Below are 25,563 nucleotides of genomic sequence, written 5' to 3' on the forward strand. Positions count from 1 at the left end.
GATACTATTCGCCTAAAAGCCGTTGAAACAGGGGTCAATACAGGTAAGTACCGTATCTCAGCCCCTACCGAGCTCAATGCCAATGCCATTGCCGATGCCGTCATTCAGACATTGGATGGTGATACTTTAACGACCCAAGCCGATAAGTGCGAAAGTGCCGATGGTAGCACTACTGGGGTGATTTCAGACAAAATCTTAACATCAATCAATGTTAATAACGACCAGACTGCGTTAAGCATTAGCAAAGAAGCGAATGTCACATCTGCCGAAATTGGCGATTTTGTCGACTATACTATTAAAGTCACAAATGTAAGTAAAACCGATGCGGCAGACGTGGTAGTCAAGGACGATTTACCCTTAGGTTTTACCTATGTCAAAAACTCGGTCAGAGTGGATGGTCAAAAATACACGCAAGATTTTGCCCAGTCTGGCAAGTATATGACATTGGGTTTAAACAGCCTAAAAGCCAATGAAACCAAAAAAGTCACCTATCGCGTTGCTTTGGGGTCTAATGCTGCCTCAGGTACAGGCACCAATATCGCATTTGCAGAAGGTAAAAATTCATTAACTGGCAGTGTCGTTCAATCGCCCTTAGGTGAAGCGCATATTGATGTAACAGCAGGCGTATTAAACACCGATGGCATTATCATTGGTAAAGTATATGCTGACCTTAACCGAGATGGCATTCAACAAAAAGCGCAAAATGAACTGGGTGTTGCAGGTGTTCGTCTTTATCTAGAAGATGGTACCTTCGTCGTCACAGATAGCGAAGGTAAATACAGCGTGTATGGCATGAAAGCCAAAACCCACGTTATCAAACTTGACCGTACCACGCTACCGCGCGGTGTTGAACTTATCGAACAAAGCAATCGTAATGCAGGCGATCCAGGGAGCCGTTTTGTTGACTTAAAATTTGGTGAATTGCATCGTGCAGATTTTGCAATAACCGATGGGATTGACAGCAATGATAACCAAGGTCATGCGGCATTAATTAGCGATTTGCAAAAACGCGCCAAACAAATTGCGATTAAGAACGATGCGTTAGAGCAAGCCATCAAAACAGATTTGGCTTTAGAGCCTACTTACACGGTTGATAACGACACCAATATTGAAGCCTCTGGCTGTAAAAACCCCAATATCGCTGATGGTCAGATCAACTGTGAATCCGTGATTACTGACAAGACAGCGCCCGTCAAAAAAACCGGGCAGCTAGAAGTACATACCCTTGCCCCTGTCAAAGCGCCTGAGATTGAAAAAGCCTTATCGACAGCCGATGACAAGCGCATCGAAGGCGTGACAGCCGATGCAGATTTCTTAAATTTGACCAATAACCAACGTGTCGATAGTACAAAAATCCGTGTTCAAATTAAAGCACCCAAAGGCGCAAGCACACAATTATTGGTTAACAACCACCCTGTTGATGCAAGCTTAATGGGTAAAGAAGTCGCTTGGGATAAAGAAGGTATTTCAGGGTTTGATTATTTTGCAGTACCGTTACAACGTGGCAATAATACCCTTTCGATTCGCGCAACAGATAGCACAGGCAAAGTCGTTTCTAGCAAATCTATCAATGTATATGCTCCCAACCAAATTGCAGATATTACTACCGTTAATCAATCAAATACCGTAGAAGCGGATGGCATTAGCGAATATCAAGTGGTAATACGCCTAAATGATACCGATCACGGTCAGTATGCTGCGCCTGCCACGGTATCACTTGATACCGATATAGGTACTATTGTCAGTAATCAGCCAGATCACAGTAAAGACCAAGCTGGCATTCAAATGATGGCTGAAGGCGGTGAACTGCTTGTGAGCGTCCGTGCTCCCACCAATCCAGGCAAAGGCAACTTGGTGGTCAAAGCCGGTAACTTACAAAAAATTATCCCTATCCAATTCGTGCCACAACTACGCCCGATGATTGCGGCAGGTATTGTTGAAGGAGCGATTTCCTTTAACAACCTTGGCTCAAAAATTGAATCCGTCAGCAACAATGACGGTTTTGAAGAAGAATTACGCAGTCTATCAGGCAATGATAGCGATAAAACCAGTACGCATGGTCGTGCCGCATTTTTCTTAAAAGGTAAAGTGCGTGGTAATATGCTATTGACCATGGCGTATGATTCCGATAAAGACAAAAAAGATCGTCTATTTCGTGATATTGACCCCGATCAATACTATCCTGTGTATGGTGATGCCTCTGCCAAAGGTTTCGATGCCCAGTCTAGCGAAAAATTCTACGTACGCTTAGACAAAGGTCGTTCATTCGTGATGTATGGCGATATCAAAACCCATATCGACAACGAAGAGGGCTTATCGTTAGGTCAATATGACCGTACCCTAACAGGTGCAAAAGCACACTACGAATCCGATAAAGCCAAAGTCACTGCCTTTGCTGCCCAAACGAGCTCAAGCCAACATGTCACAGAAACTCGTGGTTTGGGTATCTCAGGTCCCTATCCGACTGGCGTTAAAGATTTTGCGGACATCCTACTCAACAGTGAAACGGTTGAAGTACTGGTTCATGACCGCAATAATCCAGGGACAATTATCTCTCGTCAAGCGCTCAATCGTTATAGTGACTACGATTTTGATAGTGTTAGCCGTGCTATTTATCTACGCGCACCGATTGCTAGCACGGATATTGATGGCAACCCCATTTATTTGCGCGTGACCGTTGAAGCGGATGATGTTGGTGAAGACTATACCATTGTCGGTACCGCTGGTAACTATCAGCTCACCAAACGAGTGAATATTGGCGCAAGTTATGCCCAAAGTGACGACCCTACCAATAACGAAAAACTCTCAGGGGTGAATAGCGTTGTTAAATTTAACGACAAATTAAAGCTTATCGCTGAGGTTGCCCATTATGATTCTGATAAAATCAATGACTCACTTGCATCAGCCATTAATGTTCAAAGTTTAAATTCAGAGACATCCGGTGATGCGGCGCGCGTTGAATTGACTTATAAAGACAAAGCGCGTGATGCCAAATTGTATTACAACCAAGCCGATGAAGGCTTTACGCCTGCAACTTCACCCATTACTGCTGGGCGTACTGAGACTGGCTTTACGGTCAATAGCCGTATTAATGATAAGACCTTGCTAAAAGCTGAAGCCATTCAAACCAAAGACCACACCAATGACAGCCAACGTCAAGGTGCGACGGTCAGTATTGAGCGTAAACTCAGCAACATCTTGACAGGTGAGTTAGGTATACGTTACTACGAAAAAGATGCCAAAGCGGCTTCTACCAATTATCAAGAAGTGGTCAATACCGATGACCTTAATCAATCATTGACTTCAAGCGTGACTAACAATGACAGCAATTATCAAGGTACGACGCTTCGTGGTAAATTGACTGCGGATTTACCAAGACTGAATAAATCAAAAGTGTTTGTCGAATATGAGCAGGATGTTGATGATGCTAGCCGTAATGCGTGGAGTGTTGGTGGTGAAACGAGCCTATGGAATAAAGGTCGCCTATATGCGCGTCACGAATTGGCTTCAACCTTAACCGGTGATTATGGTCTAGATAGTACAGATGAACACCAATCAACCATCATCGGGGTAGATGCCAACTACATGAAAGACGGTCAAGTCTTTAGTGAATACCGTGTCAAAGATGGCATATCATCACGCGAATCCGAAGCGGCGATTGGCTTACGCAATAAATGGAAAGTGCGAGATGGCGTGTACTTCAATACATCATTTGAACACCTTGAATCTATGCAAGGTGAGAGCGACAACACAGCAACAGCAGCAACGGTAGGTATTGACTACTTAGCCAGTGACAAATATAAAGTGAGTGGGCGTGTTGAAAAACGTTGGGGCGTACAAACTGACACTTTGCTGACTAGTTTTGGTTATGCCAACAAAATCAATGATGACGTTACCTTGCTAGCCAAAAATATCTATTCGCTGCAACAAGATAATGAGCAAAATAAAGATCGCACCATTGATCGGTTTCAGTTGGGTGTGGCTTATCGTGACTACGATAACAACATCAGCGACCATCTAGCAAAAATTGAATATCGCTATGACAATAACGGTCTAGACGCAGATAGCCCTTACAAAAAAGAAACCTATATTGCTTCTTTACATAGCAACTATCATCCTGTACGCCGCTTGACTTTATCGGGTCATTACGCGGGTAAATACAATGAATTGACGATAGATGGCATCACCAGTGATAGCACCTCTCAAGTATTATCGGCTCGCGCTATGTATGACATCAACGAACGTTGGGATGCGGGTATCCAGGCGGGTACCATGTGGAGCGATAATGACTCACGTAATTATTTAATCGGGGCCGAGGTGGGTTATACACCCATGGCAAATCTGTGGGTTTCTGCAGGTTACAACTTCAAAGGCTATCATGACGATGATATCGCCAGTGGCAGCGATAACCAACAAGGCGCGTATGTCCGCTTACGTTATAAATTTGACGAAGATTTATTTAACAAAAAACGCCCTACCGTCAATAGCCGTATGATGGCAGATGATGAGGTTGCTAAAAAATGAAATTAAACCCCATTCAGGCTTGTGTCTCGGCTGCGTCTTCATTCGCCCATCCATCGTTATCAATTTGCTCTTTCGCTATTATGATAGGTATCATGACAAGTCCTGCTCATGCTGAACTTGCCAGTCAAGCCGTGCCTACCCAATATAAAGCAGGGGCTTACTGTTCAACTGATACAAAAGCCGTTGCACCTGTTATAGCTAAAGGCACCCAAAATAAAGCCTTTGTCGCAGATGTTTTTTGTATTCGTGAGCAGCTACAGCCTTATCAAGCTGAGCACCAGCCAATCAATACTCGCTTTCAAGCTTATAAAGCCGATGCATGGCTAAGTTATGTGGCACATGAAAGAAATGAAGCCAGCATCACCAAAGCAAGTCGTTATGCGCTGGCTGAAGCGTTAAGTATTGTTGAGGCGTTAAAAACCAACCAAGCTCACAAACTGCCTTTGACAGCAGACATTCCGCCCACGTCAGGTTTACAGCGTCCCGATCTTTGGGCAAGTCTTTTGACCATTAAACAAACACCTGCATTCACCCCGCTCGTCAAAACGGTAGCCGATAGTGAAGTCAAACTTATCTGGGCAGAAGCAGAATTTTGTGAGTTTGGTTGGCGCCATTCTCGCGAGCACTATAATACTGTTGACCGCTGGGTCGCTACGGCTGAATTAACCGCCTTAAATACATCGGGTGTGGATAAACAAAGCTTTAATGCGTTAAAAGCCCAGTATTTGGCGCGCTTAAAGCTGCTTGCTGCGACTAAAAATAGTAGAGAAAGTTGCCGTGGCGCTGTGTTACCTTATATCGAGCCACCCAAAGTTGGCATGGCTGAGCCCAGCCCGCAACCTCTACCACCACCTGTTGTAGCTGTTGCATCACCTCATTGAACTCAACACCGCGTTTAAACCTGCCATTATACAATTTGGCTTAGCTAAATCAGCTATTGCTGCCAGTGCTCGTCAAGTGATTTTGACAGAGCACGCCTGACTCACATCATTTCAAATCTACATCTATTGTAGTAAAATGACACCTGCACCAGATAAGCCTGCTGAGCGCCCAATTCATTTAGCAGGCATCAATAATTTTTGAAATTTTCATCAAACTATCATCTTTGTGTTTTAAGCTTTGGATTATTTATTATTTTTTCTAACCAATACCAAGCGATTTTTCAATATATATTTTATTTAACTGTAAATCGTTTGTTTTGTTATAGTATAAATGCTATAGGTCTACGCTTATGATGTCATCTGATGCAGCACTTGTGATAAATCCTGAGGTTTCTCATGCCGCGGGTCGCCCCAAACTTGATCATAAACCCAATAAACTCACCGCCCTTGTATTTATTGGTGCGTTGTTAGCTGGGTTTGTTTATATGATTTATAGTCTAAATCATGATATCAACTCGACCATGGGTGCACCCACTACCTTGTTGCCTTATTTGCTTTTAGGGCTGGCGCTACTGATTGCATTGGCATTTGAGTTTGTCAATGGCTTTCATGATACCGCCAATGCGGTCGCTACCGTGATTTATACCCACTCTTTACCTGCCCCGATCGCTGTGATTTGGTCAGGATTTTTTAACTTTTTAGGGGTGTTAATGTCAACGGGTTTGGTTGCCTTTGGTATTATTGCCTTACTGCCGGTTGAGCTGATTTTACAAGTCGGCTCTGCCAATGGCTTTGCCATGATTTTTGCCTTATTACTTGCGGCAATTATTTGGAATTTAGGCACTTGGTTCTTTGGTTTACCCGCTTCGTCATCGCATACCTTGGTGGGCTCGATTGTGGGCGTGGGTATTACCAACGCGCTGCTACATGGCCGCGGTGCAACAGCAGGCGTGGACTGGTCGCAAGTTGAAAAAATTGGGTTATCTTTATTGATTTCGCCGATTTTTGGGTTTGTATTAGCCGCCTTGTTATTTTGGATTGCTAAAAAAGTATTGTCTAGCCGTCCTGAGCTGTTTGAAGCGCCCAAGGATCAAACACCGCCCCCTTTATGGATTCGTGGCTTATTGATTTTAACTTGCACTGGGGTGTCATTTTTCCATGGTTCAAACGATGGACAAAAAGGCATGGGTTTAATCATGTTGATTTTGGTCGGTGTAGTACCGATGGCTTATGGGCTTAATCATGCCATTTCTAAAGAAGAAAGTGCCCAATTTGGCGCATTAGCCCAAGTCACCGCTCAAGAACTCAACCAAATGAGCAAGCCAAATAATGGGGTGACAGACGCAAATGCCCGTAACATTCTGACAACCTATGTGCAAGACAAAAAAATGAATGACCAAGTTGTACCGGCACTGGCAAATACTATTCAAAGTATTGGACAACAAGCCCAAGCTGAGCCCGATATAAAACGCTGGAACAGCAGCGTGGTGGGTAATATCCGTAATGACATGTATCTTACTTCAGAAGCCATCAAGAATATTGAGAAAAAAGAACCTACACTACTACAAGGTAAAGTTAAAAAAGACGTTGAAGGTTTTAAAAACAATATCGATAAAGCCACCAAGTTTATCCCAACTTGGGTAAAAGTCATGGTAGCATTGGCGCTGGGTTTGGGCACTATGGTGGGTTGGAAACGTATTGTCATCACCGTCGGTGAAAAAATCGGTAAAACTCACCTTAACTACGGGCAAGGTGCTTCTGCAGAATTGGTGGCAATGTCCACGATTGCGGCGGCAGATATGTTTGGTTTACCTGTATCTACCACACATGTATTATCATCAGGGGTGGCAGGTACTATGGTTGCCAACAAAGCAGGACTGCAAAAATCCACAGTGATTAACTTGCTAATGGCATGGGTACTGACCTTGCCTGCCGCGATTATCCTAGCCGGTGGGTTATTTTGGTTATTTAGCACGCTATTCGCCTAATCAAACTAGCTTAGCTACGCTAAAAAAGGTATACCAAGTGTATGCCTTTTTTTATTGGTTCTGAGCTATGTACTCCGTTTGATTTTTGTCAGCTTTGATTTTGGTGAGCTTTAATTTTGTTGAACTGGGCATTCAATATGCCACAAATCGCACGATTGCCCGCCCATAAAATGCTATAATTGCTCGATTAAAAAGATTGATGACATTTGAACTAAGACAAGTCTTATTGCGAGTATTAGCATGAGTATCAGCACCAGTAACGCCCCTACCAGTCACAAACCCCACGACCCAGCCAATTTTCAACTCACACCTCCTGCGAGCTTTCCGTATCAAGACCGTCAAGCCACCAATAAAGCGCGTTTAGCTGACCTGTTAAAACAGCGAATTTTGTTCCTTGACGGGGCGATGGGGACAGAAATCCAAAACTATAAACTCATCGAGGCAGACTACCGTGGTGAGCGATTTGCAGGCTTTGGACGTGATGTCAAAGGCAACAATGACTTATTGGTACTGACCCAGCCGCATATTATCCGTGATATTCACCGCTCGTACCTTGAGGCAGGCGCAGATATCATTGAAACCAACAGTTTTAATGGCACGCAAATTTCGATGGCAGACTACGGTATGGAAAATCTCGTTTATGAGATTAACAAATCTGCCGCCGCCCTTGCTCGTCAAGTGTGTGATGAAGTCACTGCGACAACCCCAGACAAACCTCGGTTTGTCGCAGGGGTGATTGGTCCCACCTCTCGCACTTGCTCGATTTCACCCGATGTCAATGACCCAGCGTTTCGTAACGTCACCTTTGATGAACTGGTTGATAACTATACCGAGGCGACTTACGCTTTGATTGAAGGCGGTGCCGATATCATCTTGATAGAAACCGTGTTTGATACCCTAAACGCCAAAGCAGCGATTTTTGCGGTGACGGGCGTGTTCGAGACCATTGGGTTTGAATTGCCGATTATGATTTCGGGCACCATTACTGATGCGTCGGGACGTACGTTGTCGGGACAAACTGCCGAAGCGTTTTATAACTCAATCCGCCACGCCAAGCCGATTTCGATTGGGTTTAACTGTGCGCTGGGGGCAGATGCGCTAAAACCGCATATCAAAACCTTGTCGGATGTGTGCGAAACTTTTGTTTCCGCTCACCCCAATGCAGGCTTGCCCAACGAGTTTGGCGAATATGACGAAACCCCTGAGCAAACTGCCACCATGGTTGCCGACTATGCCAAGTCTGGCTTGGTCAATATCGTGGGCGGCTGCTGTGGTACCACCCCCAAACATATCGCCAAAATTGTCGAGATGACGTCACCCTTTGCCCCACGCCAACTGCCAGACTACAAGCCAGCTTGCCGATTGTCGGGACTCGAAGCGTTCAACATCACCCGTGACAGCCTGTTCGTCAATGTCGGTGAACGTACCAATGTCACAGGTTCAAAGAAATTTTTGCGTCTCATCAAAAACGAAGAATACACCGAAGCGCTGGACGTGGCTCGTGACCAAGTCGAAGGCGGTGCCCAAGTCGTTGATATCAACATGGATGAAGCCATGCTAGATAGCAAGGCGGCGATGATTCACTTTGTCAATTTGGTTGCCAGTGAGCCAGATATCAGCCGTGTACCGCTGATGATTGACTCGTCAAAATGGGACATCATCGAAGCGGGGCTTAAATGCACGCAAGGCAAATCTGTGGTCAATTCGATATCGTTAAAAGAAGGCAAGACAGAATTTGTGCAAAAAGCCAAGCTATGTCAGCGTTATGGGGCGGCGATTATCGTCATGGCGTTTGATGAAGACGGACAGGCGGACAGCTTTGAGCGTAAAATCGAAATCTGCAAACGCTCATACGATATTTTGGTTGATGAAATCGGTTTTCCGAGTGAAGACATCATCTTTGACCCCAATATTTTTGCCGTCGCCACGGGAATTGAAGAGCATAACAATTACGGCTTAGACTTTATCAATGCCACCCGATGGATTACCGATAATTTGCCCAACGCCATGGTCTCAGGCGGTGTGTCGAATGTGTCGTTCTCATTTCGTGGCAATCCCATTCGTGAAGCCATTCACGCCGTGTTCTTGTACCATGCTATCAAAAACGGCATGACGATGGGGATTGTGAACCCAGCCATGCTAGAGCTGTATGACGATATCGAGCCAGACGCTAGAAACGCCATTGAAGACGTGATTTTGAACCGCAACCAAGGCGAGTCAGGTCAAGACGCCACCGACCATTTGATGCAAGTGGCAGAAAACTATTTAAGCGGTAAGAAAAAAGACAGCACCGTCGATTTGTCATGGCGTGAATTGCCTGTAGAAAAACGCATTGAACACGCATTAGTCAAAGGGGTAACCACCTATATCAATGAAGACACTGAAGAAGCACGGCTAAAATTCCCGCGCCCCTTAGACGTCATCGAAGGACCTTTGATGGACGGTATGAATGTGGTCGGTGACTTGTTTGGGGCAGGCAAAATGTTCCTACCGCAAGTGGTAAAATCTGCCCGGGTGATGAAGCAAGCGGTGGCATGGCTTAATCCGTATATCGAAAAAGAAAAAGTTGCAGGCGAAACCAAAGGCAAAGTGCTCATGGCAACAGTGAAAGGCGATGTGCATGACATCGGCAAAAACATCGTCGGTGTGGTGCTCGGCTGTAATGGCTATGACATCATCGACTTGGGTGTGATGGTGCCTTGTGAAAAAATCCTACAAGTCGCCAAAGATGAAAACGTCGATATCATCGGCTTGTCAGGCTTGATTACCCCAAGCCTTGATGAAATGGTATATGTCGCCAAACAAATGCAGGAGCAAGGCTTTAATCTGCCCCTACTGATTGGGGGTGCGACGACTTCAAAAGCCCATACCGCGGTAAAAATCGAGCCCAACTATCAAAACGATGCGGTTGTCTATGTTGCCGATGCTAGCCGCGCAGTAGGCGTAGCAACGACTTTACTATCCAAAGAAAAACGCGTCGATTTTATCAGTGAGCTACGTCAAGAGTATGGCGAAGTCCGTGAACGCCTTGCCAATCGACAACCCAAAGCGGCGAAGCTGTCATATGCGGAATCGATTGAACAAGGTTTCCAATACGACTGGGCAAACTACACGCCGCCTAAGCCCAACCAATTAGGACAAGTCATTCTGGACGATTATCCGTTACAAAATTTATTGCCCTATATCGACTGGACACCTTTCTTTATCTCTTGGGGATTGGTCGGCAAATATCCCAAAATCTTTGATGATAGCATCGTCGGGGAGGAAGCCAAAGACTTATTTGCCAATGCCCAAGCCATGATTGATAAATTAATCAAGGAAAAATTGGTCACAGCTAAAGCGGTGTTTAGACTAAGCCCTGCCCAACGCTCGAGCTCAGACACGGTGCAGGTACTCGATGAGCAAGGCAATGTCACGCATACCTTTGAGCATTTACGCCAGCAGTCTGATAAAGCCAGTGGTAAACCTAATTACAGCCTAGCGGATTTTATCAGTCCTGAAAAAACCGATTATCTCGGTGGTTTTACCGTATCATTGTTTGGCGCAGAAGCACTTGCCAATGACTATAAAGCCAAAGGCGATGATTATAGTGCCATTATGGTACAGGCGCTTTGCGACCGCTTTGCTGAGGCATTTGCCGAGCATTTGCATGAGTTGATTCGTAAACAGTATTGGGGCTACCAAGCGAATGAAAGCCTAACCAATGATGAACTGATTAAAGAAAAATATGTCGGTATTCGCCCTGCGCCGGGTTATCCTGCCTGCCCTGATCATACCGAAAAAGGCAAGCTGTTTGACTGGCTTGATACCACCAACGCCATTGGCACATTTTTGACAGAAAGCTATGCCATGTACCCTGCCTCTAGCGTGAGTGGGTTTTATTATAGCCATCCAGAGAGTGATTATTTTAATGTCGGTAAAATCAGTCAAGACCAACTTGAAGATTATGCTAGACGTAAGGGTTGGGATAAAGCTACAGCAGAAAAGTGGCTAAATCCGAATTTATAAGTTAAAGTTAAAGCTAAAAAAACGACAATGTAGAGTTGTCGTTTTTTTATCGCTTGGTGTTAATTAGCGCATATATCTCATTTGTTATCTTTACTCTTGTCACACCAAAACATATTGTTGGCATTAGGCTGTGTGTTTTTACCCAAAATCATTGTGGTATAAGTGACCCTTGCACCGCCACCTGTATGAACAATCCAACTTTGCGTGATTTTCAACTTATTATCGTAAAACAGATAACAACGCTCTTTTTTGTTAGCATTGTCATGGGCGAAACTCGCGGACGATAAAGTATTAAACACCCTCATGCCATAATTTTAGCAAAGCTATTCATAAAAACTGCCTTCATACACGCTATAATTATTGCTCAATCGCATAATCAATGGTGACAACGAGTCGCACCAATTTATCCACGCCATCTTTATCATACGTGCCGCCATAATCTGAGTCATCAGTATCAGGATTATGCGCATCCAAAATATTAAACGACCCTTGCGATGCTGAGCGCATTACCCCTACTTTGGCATGACCAGTTTTGGCAAATTCTTCGGCGCGTTTGTTGGCATCATCGGTGGCTTTGGCAATCAAATCATGCTTGATTTTCTCAAGGTCATTGAGCAGATATTGCGGCTTTTCAAACGTCACGGATTCATGGCTGATACGATAATTTTGCACTTGAGCGAGCATGTTGGTGATTTTATTGAGTTCTTGACTGCTAATTGACAGCGTTTGCGTGGCTTTATAGCCATTTTGGCGGGTGCGAGTTTGTCCCTGCTCATCCACATAGTCCTCATTATACGGCTCAACGCTTATGGGCGTGACATTTTGACTAGATACGCTAAAGCCTTTACTTGCCACAAACTGCTGCAGCGCTTTAAAGTCATTTTTACCATTGGCGAGCGCCCCTGCATAGTCTTGTCCCCAAGCGCTTACACCCATTTGGATTTGGGCAAGATTGGCTTTGTAAAGGGCTTCCGCCAAGCCTTTGACAGTGATCGTGCCGGACTGTTTTAGATTCTTAAACTGCGTGCCGAGTACAAATGCCGCGGCGATAAGACCGAGTGCCAAAATAATGCCAAAGATAATCAAGGGTAATGAGTTTTTATTATCGTTTTGTAGCGGTGGCGTAGGTAAATTATTCATATCTCGTAAACCCTATATTTATTTATATCCTATAGAGTATAACAAACAAATATTGAATATTAATGAGATTTTTTTAGCGCGATGGTTTTCGCCAAATTGTCTAATTGCCGTATGGGTTGTTTGTTATCCGTGGGCTGCTGATAGCGGATTTGTCGATATAGCGCGGCAAGTGCTTGAAGGGCTGCCCTATCGGTGACTTTTGGCTCAAGTCGAGTAAGCCAAGCCAGCACCCCTTCACTATCCTGCCTGGCAAGCGTTTTGTCTTTTTTTGCCAAGCGATTGGATAACTGTACCATAATCCAATCATGCCTATCCCACACTCGGCGGCGACGCCACCACAGCCACAATCCCAATAGCGCAAGGACGCTCACAAGGGTGACAAACATCACCATCACTTGCTGATAGACAGATTGGATATTGAGCCATTTAAACAGCGATGACCGCTGGCGGTCTTGGTCATAGCCGACCACATCGCGTTGCCAATAGTAACTAGCTTGGTCAAACAAGCGGCGCGCTTGCTGCAGCATTTGAAACTGCTGATAGCTAATTTGCCCTGCCACGCCCTCACCAAACATTTTTGCCCCAGCGTCTTGGGTGACAGTGTCCATACCCTGCTCTACCCGATTGGGAGCTACAAAGCCCGTAGGATCTACACGCACCCAGCCGCGCCCTTGCACCCAAATCTCGCTCCATGCATGGGCATCCATTTGGCGCACTTCCCAACTTTTGCCATCACGCCCTAACTGCCCACCTTGATACCCGGCTACCACCCGAGCAGGCACACCTGCCGCTCGCATGAGGTAAGTAAAACTTGACGCATAATGCTCACAAAACCCTGCACGGGTAGCAAATAAAAAATCATCGATGCGATTACTACCCAAGGTAGGGGGCGATAAGGTGTAGCGAAACTGCTGGCTACGCATCCACTGGGCGATGGCGTTGGTATAGGCAATTGGGTCATCGCCTACTTGGTGATAGAGTCGCTGCGCAAATTGGCGACTTTGCGGATTACCGCCTGCTGGCAATGCTAAATTAACCTGACGTTGCTGGGTAGATAAGGCTAAATTGATAGGTGCATCATCTAACCAATGCACTTGATAAGTAAAACGCTGATTGACAGTATCCCAATACCGCAGGGTAAAATCCGACGTCAGCCCGATGCCTTTTTGGTTGGTTATCGGATAATCAAGCCCAAACAACCAATTTTGTCCCGTCTGCTCCAAAATCACCCGGTAGTCAGGGATAACGGCTAAGGTAAAGCGTTTACTCAGCTTCAACGTCGGTAACAACCAATCAGCAAACGGCTGATCGGGCGTCCAAAGCGAGGTGCGAGGATTGGCGCGCCAGGTGGTACCATCAAAATCAGAAAATACCAAACCGCGCCAATATAAATTTTGCTGGCTTGGCTGATTGCTTAAAAATTCTACCCGAAATGCCAATTCAGTCGATTGGCTGAGGTTGGCAAAATCGCCTGGTGACATACTATCTGACATGCCCGTCTTTGCTTGCGCGCCGCTCAAATGCACCGACCATAATGGCGGCAATCGGGGAAAAAATAAAAACAGAATAATGGTCAGAGGAATGGCTTGACCGACCAATAAGCCGAGTGTGCGGTAGCGTCCTGTACCATCATCATTTTGCGCAATCATGGCAAACAGCACGACCATCGTGCCAATCGCCACTTGTAGCGTTGTAATCAAATCTTGGTTGATTAAAAACAGCCCTGCCAATACAAACAGTGATAAACTCAGCACCACATAGCCATCACGCCTGGTATGCAATTCTAGTAGCTTACTGACGGCACACAATAGCAAAAACGCGATACCGACATCCAATCCAAAGGCAGTACAATAGGTCAAATACAGCCCCACCAAGCTTGCAATAAATCCCGTGTACTGTATCAACTGTAATGAGCGCGGACGATATAAGGCTTTGGGTAACCAACGTCGCAGCGGTTGCAATTGAAAGATAATAATAAAAAAGGCATACACCGATAGCCAAATGGGTAAGTTTTTGACGTGAAAAGCCACAATCAACAGTTGAGACAGCAATATCCACTGAGTCGCCGAGATTTGGTTTAGGCGCTGCGATAAGGTTGATTTAGGGTGATTTGGGTTAGGGCGACTCATGGCGTTTTTGCCAATCTTAGCAGACATTGCTGACGAAATGCTTGTCCTTCACCTATTGCGCCTTCACCATCAGGCAGTCGCAATTGAAAAGCGATTTGGCTCTGGCTCAAACTATCCACCCCGTAGCGCAGCTGGCTGAGTTTTTCTTCATGCGTCACCGCAGGCATTTGATAGTAATCAAGCAATTGCTGTTGCCCCACACTCTCCACAAAGCGTTTTGACATGAGTCCTTGCCCGCGCGCGACATGCGCCCACGAAATACGCGCCAATGATTCCCCTGGGACATAATTATCCAACTGGTCAAAATCTTCCTGCCCTGCTTGGGTGTGTAAGGCAGCGGTTTGCTCATCATCGGATGGCACAAATTGACTGGCTTTCATCTCATAGCGCAGTGGCGCAGGATACACCCAAGCGTGTCCTTCAAAAAACACATACGACCAAGCTTGCAAAATACCTAAGGGATATACGGTACTCACCGTGAGTCTGGGTAACACAAATTTGCCGCGTTTGTCGGCTGCTAACCATAAGCTCACCTGTTGCGGCGCTTGTATTTGACTGACCAACAGCCAATCATTTGGTGCGGACTGTGCATTCGGTTTGCGGCGTATCGGCTGTTTAAAATCAAAGGCATTGTTGGCAAAACTTAACCGAACTTGCCGATGCGGTTGCCTTGATTCACTACTAATTTGCAGTCGCACTTGCACTTTGTCACCCACTTGCGTGTCGCTGATATCCACCAGTTTGATTTGCAACCCTGCCAAGTGGGCAAAGGTATAATGGATAGTCACGATCAATAGACTACCTAGCAAAAAGCACAAACCCAACACCAAATTATTGGCATAATTAATCCCTGCGACAAAGGTAATGATGAGTAAAAAAGCGTACAGCAATCCTTCTTTACTCAAAAAAATATACACGTTGCGCAGGTTGAGGGTGATGTCGCGGCTGATCGGCGCTCGACGCTTAAACCATGTTTGCAAGTAGTTTTCAAGTCGCTGGCGAATGGCAAACATGATAGGCGCGGGCTCTTAATTGGATAATTTAATCGGATAATAAAAATACAGTAATGAGAAAGTTTTTAACGCTAAAATACTTTATACATCATGGTTTACACCAGTACTGGCACTTGGCTTAACAACTGGGTCGCAATCGATTGCGGCTGCTCACCGCCCAAATGATTAAATGGGATAAAAGCTTGCCCCAAGCGATGATCGACAACGGCAGCAAATACCGCTTGGATATCTTCTGGCGTCACTTCATTGTAACCACCCAAATAAGCGAAGGCTTGTGCCGCTTGCTTGAGCGCTAACACACCACGGGTAGATAGACCATGATAGTCTCGGCTCTCACGCGTTTTTGCTACCAATCGCTGCAAGTAGTCAATCACAACATCTGCCATATACACCTCTTTGGCTTGCGCTTGTGCCTGCTGCAATGACTGGGTATCTAACATCGGGGCAATTTGGCTCAGCATTTGACGTCTATCTTTACCCAGTAACAACTCCCGCTCTGCATTAACCGAGGGATAACCCAGCGATAAACACATCAAAAATCGATCCAGCTGTGACTCAGGTAAAATAAACACACCCGATTGCTGCGTTGGGTTTTGGGTGGCAATCACAAAAAAAGGTTCAGGGAGTTTTCGTGTTACCCCATCTTGCGACACTTGCCGCTCTTCCATCGCCTCTAACAGGGCAGATTGGGTTTTTGGGCTTGAGCGATTAATTTCATCGGCAAGTAACAGCTGACAAAATATCGGGCCTGGCTTAAATTCAAATGTGCCAGTATCGGTTTTATACAGGGAAATCCCTAGAATATCGGCAGGTAGCATATCGCTGGTAAATTGCACCCGATTAAACGATAACCCTAAATGGTTGGCAATCGCGTGCGCCAGCGTGGTTTTACCCATCCCTGGTAAATCTTGAAGCAGTAAATGACCATTGGCTAATAAACAAGCGACCGCCAGCTTCACCACGGCAGGTTTATCCAAGACGATCTCATTAATACTCACCAGCATGGCTTGCAATCGTTGTTGTAACGGCTGATTGTCTAAGTTACCCATCACCATGTGGTCTTTCCTTTAAAGATTTAAATTTTGTTTATCAATCATGTTCGCTAAAAATATCGCTTAAAGGCATAGCCACAAAGCGATTTAACGAAGTGTCGAAATATAGGCAATAATATCTTGGCGGACTTTGGCATCAGCAATCGGGTCAGAACGCATACGCGTTCCTGGAATGGTTTGTTTTGGATGGGCAATATATTTATCCAAATTTTCCGCTGTCCACGTCATATTGCTGTTTTTTAGTGCGTCTGTATATTGATAATCGGTTAATAAGGCGGATTTTGCCCCATAAATACGCATTAATTGCGGGCCTTTCTCGTTATTTCCTGGCTGCAGCTTGTGGCATTTGAGACAGGCTTCTTCGTATTGCTTTTTACCGTTATCGGCATCCCCTTGGCTATAAATGGGCAAATTGACGGCAGCGCGCTGAGCGGGTGGCTGATGTTGACAACCTGTCGCAATGACGATACAAAGACCCAATCCTAGCATAGGCAATCGTTTTGATTTATGAATGATTGTTTGGTGCATTTTGGCTAACTCTTTTTTACTTTATAAATTCAGCGCTTGGATTTAGCTGGTTTCATTCTCGATGTGCATGGTGTCACTCGCTTTTTGCAAATAGGCCCCTTGCAAATAACGCGCACCGACTGTCCACGCCGCTGACATGGCGGCAGGGTCTTCAATAAAAGGCATCAAACAACTGGAGCCGCGCTCAGTGATTTCGCGCACCACCGTTGCCACGGTATTGACATTGTCATTGTTGCTCAAATCTTTGATATAGCTGCGATCGAGTCGTACCAGTTGAGGTTTGACAAATTCCAATACTTCCATCGCATTGACTGCCGAGCCAAAATTATAGATACCTAGGTGACAACCCATTTGGTTAAGTTCTTGACTTTGTTTGGCTGCTACCGCTAGATAATCAATTACCATGGTTTCATTAAACTGCAACGTCAACACCCCCGGCTCGCTGGTCTCTAACGCTTGCATCAATCGACTCATAAAGCTTGGCAAGGTGGCATCGGCTAGTGATGTCGGGCTTAAATGCACTAATAATCTGGCACTGGCATCGACCTCATGACGGTAACGTTTTAAGTCTTTACAGGCTTGAATCAACATCCAACGGTCGATTTTATCCATTAACTGATGTCTGGTCGCCACTTCTAAGAATTTATCAGGTGCCATTAAGCTGCCATCTGCTAGCGGCAGGCGTAAAAACACCTCAAACATGTTACTAACATCGTTTTCCACGTCATAAATCGGCTGATATAATAATTTAAATTTGTTATGTTCTAGCGCATCACGTAGCGATTCGTACAGCGCACTGTCATCACTGCTGGCAAAACTACTTGGGTCATATAGATAGAATGAATCTTTATCGTCGTTGCTTTCCTTATTGGCTTTGGCTGCCATGCCGACGGCTTGGATGACACGGTTAATAATACTATTGGTGTCAGGTGCACTGGCGTTGACTAAGGTTGCACCAATGGTTACTGTGGTCTTAACCGTACGATGACCAATTTCAATAATGGTGCTATTAATATCGGCAACCAATTTTTGTCCCAATGCTGTCAAATCTTGTTGTCGCATATTAGGGATAATTAGCATAAACATGCTATCATTAAAGCGGCTCAAATAGCCATTTTTCACCCGCTTTTCCCCAATAATCTCAGTGAGATGTTGCTCAAGAATATTGGCAACGGCAACCACCACCCCATCAATTCCTTCAATCCCCACACTGGCATGGATTTTACCAATATTATCGACGCGTAACGCCATCAAACCCACCGATAGGTTTTTCTCAACAATCGCGTCACGCAGTCGATGAAACAGGCTTTCAAAACCATGACGATTAAATAGCCCTGTGATTGAGTCAATGCGTTCCATGGCCTCAAGTTTTTTGGCAAGCTCAGCACTATTGGCTTGTTCATTGGGCTGGATAATGACTTGTAGACACGGCTGACCGTCATAGGTAGCGGCCGCTAACTGCAGCTTAGCGGCGAAGGTGGTATTATCTTTTCTAACACTTTCAAATTCAAATTCGACATTTGTACGGTTGCCTTTTTCAAAGTCTTTTAAAAACGTTTTGAAATCTTGGATATTATTGCTCGCAATCAAGTCAACGACCGGGACCCCCATCAGTTCATCGAGCGTTTTAAACCCAAACATTTCAAGATAGGGCTCATTGGCATAAATATGTAAACCATCTTCAATATAAGCCACCGCACTCTTGGAGTTGGTGATAAGAATATTGGCACGCTGTTCGGCATCACTCAATACCATTTTTAGGCGCTCAAGCTCGCGGACGAGTTTATGATGCTCGTGTTCATGGCAGATACGAATAGCCATGCGCAATAACCTACTTTTGGGCAAAGCATCCGCCGCGCCCCAATAGGTATATAAAGGTAATAAAACATGGGTTTTATCATTGTCGCTAACAAGCTGGGTCTGGGCTTGCTCATTGGCAGTTAATGCGCCTGGGTAAGCAGTCGCGTCATCCGGCAACACCGCAATGACGGGAATGTGAGCATGGTGGGCTTTTAAAATCTCTTTGACGTCTTTAAACGATAAATCATACGCATTTCCCACCAAAACAATGTCCCAAGACTGGCGCAATAACTTAATCAGCTCGTCTTTGGCATCCAAAAATCCTAAATTAACCTGTCTATAATAATGTTTTTCTAATAACCCAACCAACTGCTCGGCATACAGCTGGTTATCATCAATGATTAACAGATTGAGTTGGTTGTGTTTTTGCATCGATTCACTATCCCATTAAACGCTTGCCCATTAACGCTTGGTTTATAGAGCCATGTGCAAGCTATTATAAGCGAACTGTTTGATAAATTATTTATAATATTAGATTCAATTTCTTATTATATGATTAATCTTTCAAAACGGCTACAAGGATATGAAAATCTTTTATTTTTAATGAGTTAGAGTTAAAATGGCAGATTTTGTTGCCATTTCTTAGCGGTTAAGTTTACGGAATTCTTACAAAAGCGTATTCTTCGATATCATCAGTCATATTAAGTAGCTCAGTCAGACGCACGTTAATTTCCTTGCTCTCAATACGCACCACTAGCTTGTCTGCCACTTGGTAGCCAAAGCGTGCCATCAGCAAACGGGGCTGGGTATCAGCGTTGTTTGGATCGCTAGGGATAATAAATGCCGCAACAAAATGTGGCTGACGACTACCGGCATTTTGAAAGCGCACGCCACAGGGAATGGCATTTTGACAATGCACTCGCACTTGTGCCTCAATTTCTAAGTAGGTCTTGTTGGTGGGTTGACCGGTTGGCGTATCGATAAAACCTTGACGGTTATCTTTAATGTAGCCGAGCTGCCAAGTTTTTGCGCCATTAACCTTTCGCACCGCAATTAAGCAATTGACTTGCAATTGCCTCAGCGGATGATAGCTATCGCCACGGCTGCTGCTTGGATATGGGTCAACGATTTGATTGGCGTAGTTAAACACGTGCGACAGGCACATGGATTGGGGATTTTCTTTGTTCAGCTCCACAACGGTAGATTTTTTAAGATACGCCGTATGTTGAGTTTTGGGTTTTAACCGCTCAGGCAACTCATTGGCATGAATGAGATTGCCCAAACTGGTTTTATTCGCAAGCATGTAATGGATATTATTAAATCCAAGTACCACTTCACATTTTGAATGGTTCTGATGATAGTCTGCCGCTGGTTTTAACCCATCTTGGATATTATTCAATACCAATTTGGCCTGACGCGCGCTGTTTTTTATCTCAGCATCGCTACTGTTTTGACCTTGGCTGATGGTTTGATGTAAGTGTTTAAATAACCGACTAAACATGACAAACAGGCAGTTGCTGGTTGCTGCAAAGGGATTGAATGTATCATCGATTTCTAGCAGTTTGGGCGGCTGCTTACCTTCTAAATCAATATACAGGTAAGGTTTTTCTAGCAAGTCTTTGCTAATCATTAGCGCTTCAATCCACTGGATACTTACTTTTTGTATGGCTACAATATCCGCACGCCGACAAGCATACGGATTGGTGACCGCTACCGTCAAGCAATGAAAATATATTTCCTCAATCGATAGCGGTGCACCTTGTTTGCTATACTCATTGGCAGAATGCAGTTTGATTGGCAAGGAGATAGACTGCCAATCATTGGTGACTGCAAATCGATAGCAGGCATTCAGATATTGCCAAATCACCTGTGTATCTTTACGATAGCCGATATATTTTTCAAACAGCGATTGGCGCAGTAATAGCATGGTACTGTAGAGGGAGCGCTGAATGACTTGAGTGGAGGTAAGTGATTGAGGTGTTTGGCGAAATAGGCTAATGATGCCTTTTTTCTCAGCCACTTCAGGTCGAGCCGCTGCCCGTTGCCAGATGACATGGTAAAACATGATGCCTAGATAAAGCACTGATAATACGGTATCTAAGCCTTGCTGTTTTTCTTCATCCAAAATCCCCGGCTGGGTTTGGTAATTCACCCGCAATTTGCTAAGTAATACGCTGACGGCTTTATTAACTTCATCAAATAATGCAAAGCGTTTGACATCGTCAATATCGGCAAACATCAACTGGTTTATCACGAACTTATATTCGTTATACATCTCACACGCCGACATACGATTAAATTGTATCTGCCAATCGGTCGTATCCTGCAACGAATCCTGGGTAACTTTGAGTTCAATAGGACTGGTCGGTATATCGTTTATGCGCTGTAAGAAATCGTCTAGTGTGAGATCCGTAACCATTTTTTTGCACCAAAATGCACAACATTTTTCGACTTATTTAACAACAATAAATAACACAAAAGCCATGTTTTATCTAGTTATTTAAGATAATTGTACTATTTATCAGATAAGTAACAGATAACCCGTTATTTTAGTTGTTGTGTTTCAAAATATGTTAGTGGTTATACAAGTCAATCGGTGTTTTAAATGGCTTATTAGGTAACTCTCGTACCAATTTTGGCACCAAGTAGCCAGCACATTTGGCGAGTAATTCCCAGTACAAAGCGACTGCTTGCTCATCTGAAATATAGAAATGGCCCGCCCCGGCAACTTTATCAAGCACATGCAAATAATACGGTAAGACGCCCGCTTGCCATAATTTTTCGTTCAAGCTTGCAAGCGTATTTGCATCGTCATTAATGGACTTGAGTAGCACGGTTTGGTTAAGTAACGTAACACCCGCTTTTTTTGCCTTACCCAAAAATATTTGTGTTTCTTGGTCGATTTCATTGGGGTGATTGGCATGAATGACCATGACGATGTGACAGCGGCTGTTGGCAAATCGCGCAAGTAACGGCTCATCTAAGCGCTCAGGAATCATCACAGGTACACGGGTATGGATACGAATGGTCTGCACTTGCGGTAATGCTTCAAGCATGGTGAAAATCTCCAATAATCGACGGTTGCTCAGCGATAACGGGTCGCCGCCGCTTAAAATCACCTCATTGACTGCGGGGTGCGCTGTGATGTAGGCACTAATGGCTTGCCAATCGTTTTGGGTTGGTAAATTCTCGTGGTAGTCAAAGTGCTGGCGAAAACAATAGCGACAATTGACCACGCAAGCCCCGGTGACAGGAATCAGCACCCGTGATGCGTATTTATGAATGATGCCTTTGACGGGATTGGCGTGTTGCTCATCGAGTGGGTCGGTGACAAAGCCGGTGACTTGTACCGTTTCTTGAAACGTCGGCAACACTTGCTTAAGCAATGGGTCATGGATATCGCCTTTCATCATTTTTTGCACAAAGCGACGTGGCACTTTTAGGGGAAATTGACCGACCTGACTGTCAAAACTATCTATCGGCAAATCTAACGCTTGCGCTAATTCAGCAAAGCTCGTGATGGTGTCAGAAAACGCATTTTGCCAGTTTTTTTGTGTCGCCAAATAGTTTATCATATAGTGTTTATCCAATTGTCAATGCCGCTTGCTGATAACGCCTGTTGCGGATAGGGTTACCCCGTAGGCAGCGCATTTATGCAAATTGGCTATTATACAAAGATTTGATTTACCTCGGTTATTTTTTAGTCGCAACACCTTATTAGGAAATTTTATGGCAACTTACTCAACCAATGAATTTAAAGCTGGCTTAAAAGTCATGCACGAAGGCAACCCCTTTGCAATTTTAGAAAATGAATACGTTAAACCAGGTAAAGGTCAAGCATTCAACCGCGTCAAAATGCGTAACCTAAAAACGGGTAAAGTATTAGAAAACACCTTTAAATCTGGCGATAGCCTTGAAGGCGCTGACGTTGTCGATACTGAAATGAACTACCTATACAACGATGGTGAATTCTGGCACTTTATGCACCCAGAAAGCTTTGAGCAGCTACAAGCCGACAAAAACGCGATGGGCGATGCGGCAAAATGGTTAAAAGAAAATAGCAACGAAGAATGTACCATTACCCTATTCAATGGTGTGCCTTTAAGCGTTGCTGCACCAAACTTTGTTGAGTTAGTGATTACCGAAACCGACCCAGGTCTAAAAGGCGATACATCAGGTGGCGGCGGTAAACCTGCAACCCTTGAAACTGGCGCAGTCGTACGTGTGCCATTATTTGTCCAACAAGGCGAAAAAATCAAAGTTGATACCCGCACTGGTGAATATCTATCACGGGTACAATAATATATTTTATTACCAAGAATTTTGAAAAAATAAAAGCCCAACTAACTGTTGGGCTTTCGTTTTTTTAACATCTGATTAAAAAATTTTTTGTTACGCTGTCACACTGACGTCGCATTATGCGATAAATCATAAAAATCATTCGTCAAACACGCATGGAAAAAATGATTACTTAAATAGAACAACAAATGAAATAATTCACCAAGATAATCAAACTAGCGTTAGCTCAAACCGCTAAAATACAAAGACAAATTAAAAGGCAAGTTAGCATACAAATACCAATATAGACAACTCAAGGATATATCATGCCAGAACTCACCCCGCCAGAAACCAGCCCTGTCATCAGCCTTGAAGCGCCGCAACCCGTTGCCGTTGTGCCACAAGACGAAGCCGACCAACTGGTCAAACTTGACCTAACCAAAGTGCCTGAACTTGATGCCAAAGTTAACGATTTTGTGATGCATGTATTACAAACCCCTGTCAACACGTCTGTATTCGATGAGAAAGTCAACGCCATTCATCAGCTCGGTAGTGCCGAAATTCGCGCTTCAGCGCAGATTGCAAATCGTATGCTCGATCGTCCCGCCAAAAGCATGGATAAAGCCTTATTTGACAACTCCCCGATTGCCAAATCCTTGACTGAGCTACGCAGCGTGGTCGAAGACCTAGATCCAACCCGACAAGGTTCGCTGTCAAGTCCACGCAAATTTTTGGGCATCATCCCAATGGGCAAATCCGTGCAAGATTATTTTCGCAAATACCAATCTTCGCAGACCCATATCAATGCCATCATCGAAAGCCTATATCACGGTAAAGATGAGCTGATGAAAGACAATGCCAGCATTGAGCAAGAAAAGGTCAATATGTGGGCACTCATGCAGTCGCTCCGTCAATATATTTATGTCGGTCAAAAAATTGACGAACGCCTTGAGCAAAAAATCGGTGAGCTTGAAGCCACCGACCCTGAAAAAGCACGCGTGGTCAAAGAAGAACTGCTGTTTTATGTGCGCCAAAAAAACATGGATTTTTTGACCCAACTGGCGGTGAACATCCAAGGGTATTTGGCGCTTGATATGATTCGCAAAAACAACTTAGAGCTTATCAAAGGCGTTGACCGTGCCACGACGACAACGATTGCTGCGCTACGTACTGCGGTGATGGTGTCACAAGCGCTGAGCAGTCAAAAACTGGTGCTCGACCAAATCAATGCGCTTAACTCAACGACCAGTAGTTTGATTGAATCAACGTCAGTCATGCTCAAACGCCAAACCGCGCAAGTGCATGAGCAAGCCAGTGGCAGCTCGGTAGACTTAGAAAAACTGCAAAAATCCTTTAATCACATCTATGAGACCATGCAGGCAATTGACGCCTTTAAAGTCAAAGCACTAGGCAATATGCAGCAAACGCTCAATGTACTGACCCAAGAAGTTGACCGCGCACAAACCTACCTTGACCGCACCAATAACCAAACGGTGAGTGAGGTTGCCAACGAGCTGCAAATTGATGAGGAGAAACTGGGTAATGTCAAACTTTAATCGCCGTTTGATTTGACTATGAGCAACCTCACGGATGAGTGCGGTGTTTTTGCTGACACATAGCTTTAGTCACATGGCTTTAGTCAGACAATTTATTGGGTAATTTTGCAACCACTTGCGCGACCGTGTTATCCAGTTGACTGCTATCGCTCGGCATGACAGTGATATGAGCGATTTTTCGACCTTCGCGCTCTTCTTTATCATAATTGTGCACGTGCACGCCAGCGATGGCTAGGACTTCCTCCAGTTTTGGGTACTCTCCGATGACGTTCAGCATGACAGAGGGTTTTACGATGGCTGTGTCTCCCAATGGCAACCCTGCCACCGCACGCATATGATTTTCAAATTGACTGGTTACCGCGCCTTCAATACTCCAGTGTCCTGAGTTATGTACGCGGGGTGCGATTTCATTGGCAAGCAATTTTTCAGCGCCGCCTTCAGAAGTCACAAATAATTCTAACGTCAACACGCCCACATAGTTTAAATGTTCGAGCAATTTTTTGATATTACTTTGGGCTTGCTCCGTGAGGTTATCAACATTGGGTGCAGGTGCGGTTGATTTGGCTAAAATACCATTGCTATGTTCATTTTGCACGAGCGGATAATAGCGGATTTCACCGTTTTGGGCGCGCACTGCAATGATAGATACTTCGCGCTCAAAGTGAA

General features: G+C 44.7%; 15 protein-coding genes. 6 read left to right on the forward strand and 9 right to left on the reverse strand.

All coding sequences use genetic code 11. The features are described from left to right. The 4 genes from RT143_RS10000 to metH form a co-directional block, all read left to right on the forward strand. Positions 1-4,524: hypothetical protein (locus RT143_RS10000; protein WP_313092819.1), on the forward strand; the 4,524-nt coding region annotated here is incomplete at its 5' end. 92 nt (positions 4,525-4,616) lie between these two features. Then, positions 4,617-5,405, forward strand: coding sequence for a hypothetical protein (locus RT143_RS10005; RefSeq protein WP_313092820.1), 789 nt, complete (start codon positions 4,617-4,619; stop codon positions 5,403-5,405). Between the two features lie 353 nt (positions 5,406-5,758). Beyond that, positions 5,759-7,393 (forward strand): inorganic phosphate transporter, encoded by a 1,635-nt coding sequence (locus tag RT143_RS10010; RefSeq protein WP_188875845.1) that lies wholly within the window; start codon positions 5,759-5,761, stop codon positions 7,391-7,393. A 240-nt stretch (positions 7,394-7,633) separates the two neighbouring features. Then, positions 7,634-11,401, forward strand: a complete 3,768-nt coding sequence (gene metH, locus RT143_RS10015; protein ID WP_313092822.1) for a methionine synthase — start codon at positions 7,634-7,636, stop codon at positions 11,399-11,401. Between the two features lie 357 nt (positions 11,402-11,758). On the opposite strand, the gene RT143_RS10020 is transcribed toward metH, so the two are convergent. The 8 genes from RT143_RS10020 to epmB form a co-directional block, all read right to left on the reverse strand. After that, positions 11,759-12,541, reverse strand: a complete 783-nt coding sequence (locus RT143_RS10020) for an SIMPL domain-containing protein (protein ID WP_313092824.1) — start codon at positions 12,539-12,541, stop codon at positions 11,759-11,761. 59 nt (positions 12,542-12,600) lie between these two features. Continuing rightward, the gene (locus RT143_RS10025) at positions 12,601-14,697 is read right to left on the reverse strand and encodes a transglutaminase TgpA family protein (RefSeq protein WP_313092825.1); all 2,097 of its coding nucleotides are present in this window, start codon (positions 14,695-14,697) and stop codon (positions 12,601-12,603) included. Next, a complete protein-coding gene (locus RT143_RS10030) occupies positions 14,667-15,683 on the reverse strand; it encodes a DUF58 domain-containing protein (RefSeq protein WP_313092826.1) in 1,017 nt (338 codons plus the stop codon). Before RT143_RS10030 ends, RT143_RS10025 begins: the two co-directional genes overlap by 31 nt. Before the next feature lie 95 nt (positions 15,684-15,778). After that, entirely contained in the window at positions 15,779-16,738 is a 960-nt protein-coding gene (locus RT143_RS10035) for an AAA family ATPase (RefSeq protein ID WP_313092828.1), read from the reverse strand. An 84-nt stretch (positions 16,739-16,822) separates the two neighbouring features. Beyond that, positions 16,823-17,263 (reverse strand): c-type cytochrome, encoded by a 441-nt coding sequence (locus RT143_RS10040; protein ID WP_313092829.1) that lies wholly within the window; start codon positions 17,261-17,263, stop codon positions 16,823-16,825. 42 nt (positions 17,264-17,305) lie between these two features. Beyond that, positions 17,306-19,495, reverse strand: a complete 2,190-nt coding sequence (locus RT143_RS10045) for a GGDEF/EAL domain-containing response regulator (protein WP_313092830.1) — start codon at positions 19,493-19,495, stop codon at positions 17,306-17,308. Positions 19,496-19,718: 223 nt separating this feature from the next. Further along, positions 19,719-21,482 (reverse strand): hypothetical protein, encoded by a 1,764-nt coding sequence (locus RT143_RS10050; RefSeq protein WP_313092832.1) that lies wholly within the window; start codon positions 21,480-21,482, stop codon positions 19,719-19,721. 154 nt (positions 21,483-21,636) lie between these two features. After that, entirely contained in the window at positions 21,637-22,638 is a 1,002-nt protein-coding gene (epmB, locus tag RT143_RS10055) for an EF-P beta-lysylation protein EpmB (protein WP_313092833.1), read from the reverse strand. A 154-nt stretch (positions 22,639-22,792) separates the two neighbouring features. Between epmB and efp the strand changes: the two genes are divergently transcribed. Further along, a complete protein-coding gene (efp, locus tag RT143_RS10060) occupies positions 22,793-23,365 on the forward strand; it encodes an elongation factor P (protein WP_007117135.1) in 573 nt (190 codons plus the stop codon). 302 nt (positions 23,366-23,667) lie between these two features. Next, positions 23,668-24,897, forward strand: coding sequence for a toxic anion resistance protein (locus RT143_RS10065; protein WP_313092835.1), 1,230 nt, complete (start codon positions 23,668-23,670; stop codon positions 24,895-24,897). 79 nt (positions 24,898-24,976) lie between these two features. On the opposite strand, the gene RT143_RS10070 is transcribed toward RT143_RS10065, so the two are convergent. After that, positions 24,977-25,563 (reverse strand): ATP-grasp domain-containing protein (locus RT143_RS10070; protein WP_313092836.1); only part of this gene is annotated, 587 nt, incomplete at its 5' end.

The sequence above is a fragment of the Moraxella sp. CTOTU48268 genome, from assembly GCF_032069585.1.
In the GTDB taxonomy this organism is placed as follows: Bacteria; Pseudomonadota; Gammaproteobacteria; order Pseudomonadales; family Moraxellaceae; genus Faucicola; species Faucicola cinerea.